We start from the raw sequence: 7,818 nt of genomic DNA on the forward strand, positions 1-7,818 counted from the left end.
TTTAATCAATTAATGACGGTTCATAAAATTTACTGTCCTGATCGCCCGGATCAAGGGACACGGACTGGGTGGTTTCTTTGCCCTGTACCCAGCTGAATATCAGTGGCAATATAATCAATACGGCAAAGGTCGAGAATAAAAGTCCGCCGATCACAGCCCTTCCGAGCGGCGAAACCTGGTCGCCACCTTCACCATGACCAATGGCCATAGGAAGCATACCGGCAATCATCGCCACCGAAGTCATGATGATAGGTCTTAACCTCAATGCGGCCGCTTCTCTGGCCGATTTGAGGGCATCCCCGTTATGTTTCCTCAACTGCTCGGCATTGGTGATCAATAAAACGGCGTTGGCGATAGATACCCCCACCGACATAATGATACCCATATAAGACTGGAGGTTAAGTGTAGAGCCGGTGATGATCAGTAATAACAAGGCTCCCAGCACCACCGCAGGTACAGTCGTCAAAACCACGAATGATACTTTAAACGACTGGAAGTTGGCTGCCAGCATCAGGAATATCACCACGATGGCCACGATCAACCCGGACTGAAGACTTGACATGGTTTCTTCCAATACATTTCCAAGTCCGATCGGCTCTACAGACACACCTCTTGGTAGTTCACCCAAAGTCGACAATGCCTCTTTCACATCTTCCCTGGCAGTTCCCAAATCCTTCTGATACAGGTTAGCTGTAACCGAGAAATAGGGCATCGCTCCGAGGTTATCATTCTCCCCGTACGTAGTGTCTCTTTTCAATGTGGCGACATCGCCCAAAACAGGCCGGGCAGAGTTCCTCAGTAAAGGAATCTCTTTGATCATTTCCTCATTGGTCATCTGGTTGATCGGCACCTGCACCTGAACGGAATAGGAAAGTCCTGATTTTTCATCTATCCAAAGGTTCTTATCTGTGTATCTTGAAGACGAAGTCGAGGCAATCAGTGATCTTGAAATGTCGTTCATATCCACTCCCAACTGGGCTGCTCTGGTTCTGTCAATGTCAATATTCAGGGAAGGATAAGTGGTTGACTGGGCAATCTGTACATCCCGCATATAGTCAATACCTTTCAGCCTGGCTACGACTTTTCTGGCATATTCCAGGTTCTGAGCCTTACTTTTACCGGCAATCCTTACCTCAATCGGCGTCGGAGAACCCTGGCTTAAGACCTTATCTGTCAGCTCAATAGGCTCAAAAGACAATTTCAGATCAGGAGCCGCTTTTTTGATCTTGTCTCTCAGCTGGTCTTTAAACTCATCCATGTCTTCATGGTAGTCTTTGAGACTGATCTGGAAAACAGCTTCGTGAGGACCCGCAGTAAACAGATAGATCGGCGAAATGGAGAACAATGAAGGGTGCTGACCTACATAAACCGAGGTAATGCCGATATGTTCCTTGCCTACCATTTTTTCCAGTTCATCCAAAACGGTCAGGGCCTTTTCTTCTGTTCTTTCAATCCTTGTTCCGTCCGGGGCACGCATCCTCAGCTGAAACTGGCTGGAATTCACCCTTGGTAGCACATCCTGCCCGATGTTAGACAAAAGAAATACAGCAATACCCGAAATCAGGACAAGATAAAATATTGCCACCAATTTGCGGTGCGGAAACAGGCGGTCCAAAAATCTCACAAATCGATTTCTGAAACGTTCAAATCCGCTGATTTTACCATCATTATTAAAATCTTCACGTTGGACCAAAACCTCTTTCTGGCCTATGACATCTTTAGACAAATCTATCGCTTCTTCTTTTCCGGCATGTTTCGACGGATGCACTTTCATCAGCCAGTTGGCCATTACCGGCACAAAAGTCTGGGACAGCAGGAAGGAAACAATCATAGAGAATCCGATGGCCAGTGCCAGCGGCAGGAACAAAGCTCCCGGTATCCCGCTCATCGTAAAGGCCGGGGCAAATACGGCCAGGATACAAAGCAGGATCAGCAACTTGGGAAATGCGATTTCCTTACAGGCATCCCAGATGGCGACGGCCTTGGGTTTGCCCATGTCAAAATGCTGGTGTATATTTTCAATGGTCACCGTACTCTCATCCACCAGGATACCGATGGCAAGGGCCAGACCACTCAATGACATGATGTTAATAGTTTGTCCGAATAACTTCAGGAACAAAACCCCGGCGATGATGGATGTCGGGATCGTCAGGATAACGATAAGGGCCGCCCGGCGGTCACCCAGGAATAATAAAACCATCAGACCCGTCAGGATAGCCCCGATGGCCCCCTCACTGATCAGACTCTTGACGGCGTTGATGACATAAACCGACTGGTCAAACTCATAAGTGAGCGTAACGTCTTCAGGCAATGTGCTTTGTATTTTCGGTAAATTTTCTTTCAGATTCTTTACCACCTCCCAGGTAGAAGCGTCTCCCGCCTTGGCGATACTGATATAAACGGATCGTTTCCCGTTGACGAGGGCATAACCCGCCGTGACGTCTGCTCCGTCTTTTACTTCCGCCACGTCTTTCAGGAACAAGGTCTGCACCCCGCCTTTAAACAATGGAATAGTTTCGAAGTCTTTTACATTCTTAATCGTATTGTTGGTCGGTGTGATCAGGTTATGATCGCCGATCCTGACGTTTCCTGAGGGGGCTGTCTGGTTGTTCAGACGTATGGCCTCCACCACCTGGTCGGGTGTCAGGTTATGAGCCCTCAGTTGTTGCGGGTCCACATTGATCACGACCGTTCTCGGGCTACCGCCGAAGGGTGCCGGAGCCAGCAAACCGGGTACAGAAGTAAAGGAAGCCCTCACATACACGTTCGCAAGGTCCTGAAGTTCGTTGTTATCTCTTGTCGGACTACTCAGTACCAGTTGACCTACCGGAAGTGACGAGGCGTCAAACCTGATCACAAAAGGCGGGTTGGAACCCGGAGGAAACACCGCCTGGATCCTGTTGGACAGGGCTCCCAGCTCGGCAGCGGCCTGGGCCATATTGACCCCCTCATAATAAGTAAGTTTCATCAGCATCAAACCCTGGATATTCTTGGTCTCAATGCTTTTTACGCCATTGGCAAACAAAAGAATGTTGACATATGGCTTGGCAAAATAGGCCTCCATCTGGTTAGGCGTGTATCCGCCAAACGGGTGAGCGATATAGATCACCGGAAGGTTCATGGCCGGCAGGATATCCACTTTGATATCCTTGATGGCACTGATCCCGAAGAAGAAAAGTCCTGCCACAAGCACCAAAACAGAGATCGGCTTACGGAGAGCTGCACGTATTAAATTCATATTTTAACTATATCGGTTTGAAAGGCTGTAAAAATGCCGTCTCAAAATGGTTTTACAATTCATTTAAAAATACTCCCAGGTCATCAGAAGCCGCGGCTTTCAGCAACAAGGCCTGCCATACATTGTTATAGGCAATATCTCGGTCGGTTTCAGCCCTGTTCAGGGCATACAGCGTCTGGGTTACATCCACCAGCGTCGCCAGTCCGTTTTTATACAGAGCTGTTTTCTGCTGGTAGGCTTCCTGAGCAGCCTGAAGCTGCAAAGGCACTTCCTGGTAGGTACTCAGAGCATTTTTAATCTTGGCATCTGACAACTGCATCTGGGCCTTCAATTGCTGGTCTACGAGTTCATATTCATCTTTAAGGGCCTGAGAGATGAAATATTGTGATTTGATCTGTGTATTGGTCCGGGTCAGTGAAGTGATGTTCCAGGTAATCCCGGCACCCAGGATATAGTTTCCGCGACTTGGGATGGCTGCGTCAAAATAACTGTGACTGTAAGCCGTCTGATCCACCGCATAATTCGACTTAAATCCGGATCCCCTGGTCTGGATGATTCCGAAAACCAGCAAAGTGGGATATTTAAGCCTTTCAGTATATTTAATGTTCTGGTTATTGACCTCTATCCTGTTCTGATAAAAGCTGAGCAGGGGATGTTTGCTTTGCCCCGGACTTCCACCTTCCTTGATAAACCTCGGGATTCTTGTGATAAAAGCAGAATCAAGGACAAACTCCCTGGCCGGAATACCCATCAGCACCGACAAACGGTTGGCTTGTTCCTGTTCCAGGTCCCTGGCCCTGATGAGTGATATCCTCGCGTTCGACACCTCCGCCCCTGCCAGCGACGAATCTACCCCAGCTATCAGGCCGTTAGTGGCTCTCGTTACGGCAGTTGACTTAAATACCAAAGCCCTGTCAAGGTTCTTCTGCTGGGCGATAACGATCCTCTGGGCAGCCAGCAGGTTAAGATAGGCTGAAGCCACACGAACCTGGTGCTGAAACTGCTCCTGCACCACATCACTCGAATCGCGGTTGATGATGGCCTGTGCGAGGTTCAGTCTTTCTTTCTTCCGCCCGAAAGTATAAGCCTCCCAGTTGAAGTTGGCCAGGTATAGTGATCCGAAAGCAGAAGACCAGTTTTGTTCCGGCAGGGGCAATCCTGAGGACGCCACACCGAAACCTCCCAGACCATACATAGGGCCGTTCTGGCCGTTGATGGTTCCGTAATTTTGCTGAGCAGATAAAACCACATTCGGAAGGAAATCTTTGTTGACCTGTTCCGGTCCGGTTTGAGAAGCCTTCAGGTTATTTCCTTTGGCTTTGATACTTCCGTAATTCTCCAGTGATTTCTTAATGGCTTCCTTCAGAGTCAGGGTCTGGCCTGAGGCCGTCGTCACCTGAAAAATAACAAAGCAAAAAAGTACAAAAAGCGATTTTGAGTTCGGCATATTTCTTTATTGAGATACAGATTTTCCGGAACATTGAAACATCACGGAAAATTACAATACAAAGTTCAGCATTAAGAGTCAGATCAAATTATTCAATTCAAACAAATACTTACTAAAATCAAACAATGTTACCTGAACGACTTTGGAGTCGTCCCGGTGTGCTTTTTAAAGAATGTATTAAAATTAGACGCGTGTTCAAATCCCAAACCGTAAGCAATCTCCGCGACATTGTTTTCCGTAAACTTCAGAAGACTCTTGGCTTCACTGGCCACACGGTCTGCAATGATCTGTGAAGTGCTCTTTCCCTTCACTTCTTTAACGGCCCTGTTGAGGTGATTGACGTGCACCGAAAGCCTTCCGGCAAAATCCTGCGGGGTTTTCAACTGGAGCGGCTGCTCTGCCGAATCTACCGGAAACTGCCTTTCCAGCAGCTCCGTAAACAGCAGGGCAATCCTGTTGGAAGCATTGATATATTTAAAAGAAGACTTGACCGGCTTCATTTTCATGGCTTCATGCAGGATCAGATAAGTATAATGCCTCATCAGGTCATATTTATGAATATAGTCCGATTCAAGCTCCTTCAGCATCTTTCTGAATATTTTATCGATGAAGACAAACTGCTCATCGTCCAGGAAAAACACGGGATTCTCGTCTTTCTTAAATAAAGGGGATTCCTGGATACCTTCTTTGGCTGTACTGATAAATTCTTCCTTGAAAAGACAGAAATAACCGGCCTGGGTTTCTGAAATGGCCTCCCATGAATAGGGAACCTGGGGGTTATAAAACACAAGGGCGTGGTCTTCAATCTCAATGGTCCGGTCGGCATAATGCAGCTTACCCGACCCGATTACCAGCCCGATCTTGAAGAAGTCCCTTCTGAGATAAGAGGCGGTCCGCTTACAGGCTTCACCCCTCAGAAATACATTGAAATGTTCGTGTGGTAAGCGTTCGGACTGCAAACGCCCGCCGGGCATCTGTATGATTTCGTGATATCCGGTGACAGGTTCTGATTTTCCCATAGTATTAAACTTATTCATTTCAAACAATTGAATTTTTAAATATGTTCACCGGGTTTTCTTTTTTATAGACAAAAAAGGAGAAATAAAAGACAAAAAGAGTCAAGCCCTTTCATAAATTGCACTGTTTTAACAAACAATAAAACCAATCCAAGAAATTTACAATTTTCAGACCATAACCTTAACAGAAATTTAACGACGCAAATGCCTCTCAGAAGGGATAAATATAAGCATCTGCTTCCTTAATCAGGTATTTTTTGTCATATTGCAAATAAAACCAACAGAACATCAACCAATAAACTTACCATGAAAAAAGTACTCTTCCTGCTTATCTCGGCAGGCATCATAAGCTCCTGTCAATCTGAAAGCAAGAAAAACGGCGGCATGGCAGACAGCACTTTCCAGAAGTTTTCAGACGGCTTTATTGAAGATTTATGGAAAAACGATCCGGAATGGGCCACCCAGGCAGGGTATCACAAGTATGACAGCCTGCTCACTATCCCCGACAGCCTCGGGTTCAACGCCTCCCTGACTTTTGTTAATGCAAACCTGGATTCCCTGAAACAGTATAAGCCCGAAGAGCTGAACACCTCACATCAGACAGATTATTACATGATCTCGGATTTTCTGGAATCAAGAAAGTGGGAAATTGAAACGAAGAAACAATATACCTGGGACCCATCCTATTATAATGTCGGAGGATTGTTCGCTTTCATGCTGTCTGAAAACTACGCCCCGATCGAAACCCGCCTGGTTGATTTCGGAAAAAGGCTGAGATATGTGCCGGATTATTACAAGGCAGCCAAAGCCAATATTGTTAACCCTGCGGAAGAATTACGCACCCTGGCCATTGATCAGAATACAGGAGGATTATCTGTTTTTGAAACAGAGCTGACCGACGCAGTTAAAAAATCCAAACTATCCGACAAAGAAAAGTCGGAGATTACTGCTTTATCAAAAGACGCGGTGGCGGCCATCAAAGACTATGTCGGCTGGCTTAAAAACCTCAAATCTGCCCAACCTAGGAGTTTCAGGTTAGGCAAACAGCTGTATGAGACCAAATTCAAATACGATATCCAATCGGCCTACACGGCTGCCCAGATTTATGATTCGGCCCTGGTCAGAAAACAATACCTGCATGGCGAAATGTTTAAGATCAGCCGGAAACTGTGGCCGAAATACTTCGGCAGCAAGCCCGCCCCTACCGATACCTTAATCCTGATCGGCAAAATGATCGACACATTGTCTGTCAAACATGTGAGACCGGAGGAATTCCAGACGGCCATTGAAAAGCAGATTCCGGAGCTGGTCAAATTTATTAAAGACAAAAACCTGGTTTATCTTGACGAGAGTAAACCACTGGTAGTCAGGAAAGAACCTGCCTATATGGGTGGTGTAGCCGGAGCGTCTATCAGTGCTCCCGGTCCGTATGATAAAAAGGGGAATACCTATTACAATGTAGGCAGCCTGGCCGGTTGGACACCGGAGCGATCGGAAAGTTACCTGAGAGAGTACAATCACTATATCCTGCAGATCCTGAATATCCATGAGGCCATTCCGGGTCATTATGCCCAGCTGGTTTATTCCAATCTGTCACCAAGCCTGATCAAATCTATCCTGGGCAACGGTGCCATGGTAGAAGGATGGGCGGTGTATACCGAACAGATGATGCTCGAAAACGGCTATGGCGACAACGAGCCTGAAATGTGGCTGATGTGGTATAAATGGAACCTGAGAACGGTTTGTAATACGATCCTGGACTACCAGGTACATGTCAAAGACCTGTCTAAAGAAGGAGCTTTGCAGCTGCTTACCAAAGAGGCGTTCCAGCAACAGGCTGAAGCAGAAGGCAAGTGGAGACGGGTAAATGTATCCAGTGTTCAGCTGACCAGCTATTACACAGGCTATAAAGAAATCATTGATCTGAGAGAAAAAGTGAAGAAGAAAGAAGGCGATAAATTCAACCTGAAGGCTTTCCACGAAAAATTCCTGAGCTACGGCAGTGCCCCTGTGAAGTACATCAGCCGATTGATGCTGGAATAGCGGTTAGCGGTTAGCGGTTAGCGGTTAGCGGTTAGCGGTTAGCGGTTAGCGGTTAGCGGTTAGCGGTTAGCGGT

4 protein-coding genes are annotated in these 7,818 nt (G+C 46.8%); 1 reads left to right on the forward strand and 3 read right to left on the reverse strand.

Features of this window, described 5'->3' with window-relative positions; all coding sequences use genetic code 11:
- Position 1: 1 nt before the first annotated feature.
- From GVN16_RS21800 to GVN16_RS21810, 3 genes are all read right to left on the reverse strand, one after another.
- Complete coding sequence (locus tag GVN16_RS21800) at positions 2 to 3,238, reverse strand: efflux RND transporter permease subunit (RefSeq protein ID WP_166566072.1); 3,237 nt, start codon at positions 3,236 to 3,238, stop codon at positions 2 to 4.
- 52 nt (positions 3,239 to 3,290) lie between these two features.
- Positions 3,291 to 4,685 (reverse strand): TolC family protein, encoded by a 1,395-nt coding sequence (locus GVN16_RS21805; protein ID WP_166566073.1) that lies wholly within the window; start codon positions 4,683 to 4,685, stop codon positions 3,291 to 3,293.
- A gap of 128 nt (positions 4,686 to 4,813) precedes the next feature.
- Positions 4,814 to 5,704, reverse strand: coding sequence for an AraC family transcriptional regulator (locus GVN16_RS21810; protein ID WP_166566074.1), 891 nt, complete (start codon positions 5,702 to 5,704; stop codon positions 4,814 to 4,816).
- Positions 5,705 to 6,007: 303 nt separating this feature from the next.
- Here GVN16_RS21810 and GVN16_RS21815 point away from each other — a divergent pair, with 303 nt between their 5' ends.
- Positions 6,008 to 7,744 (forward strand): DUF885 domain-containing protein, encoded by a 1,737-nt coding sequence (locus GVN16_RS21815; protein ID WP_166566075.1) that lies wholly within the window; start codon positions 6,008 to 6,010, stop codon positions 7,742 to 7,744.
- Positions 7,745 to 7,818 lie beyond the last annotated feature (74 nt).

Origin of the sequence: Emticicia sp. CRIBPO (genome assembly GCF_009905725.1) — a bacterium.
Taxonomy (GTDB): domain Bacteria; phylum Bacteroidota; class Bacteroidia; order Cytophagales; family Spirosomataceae; genus Leadbetterella.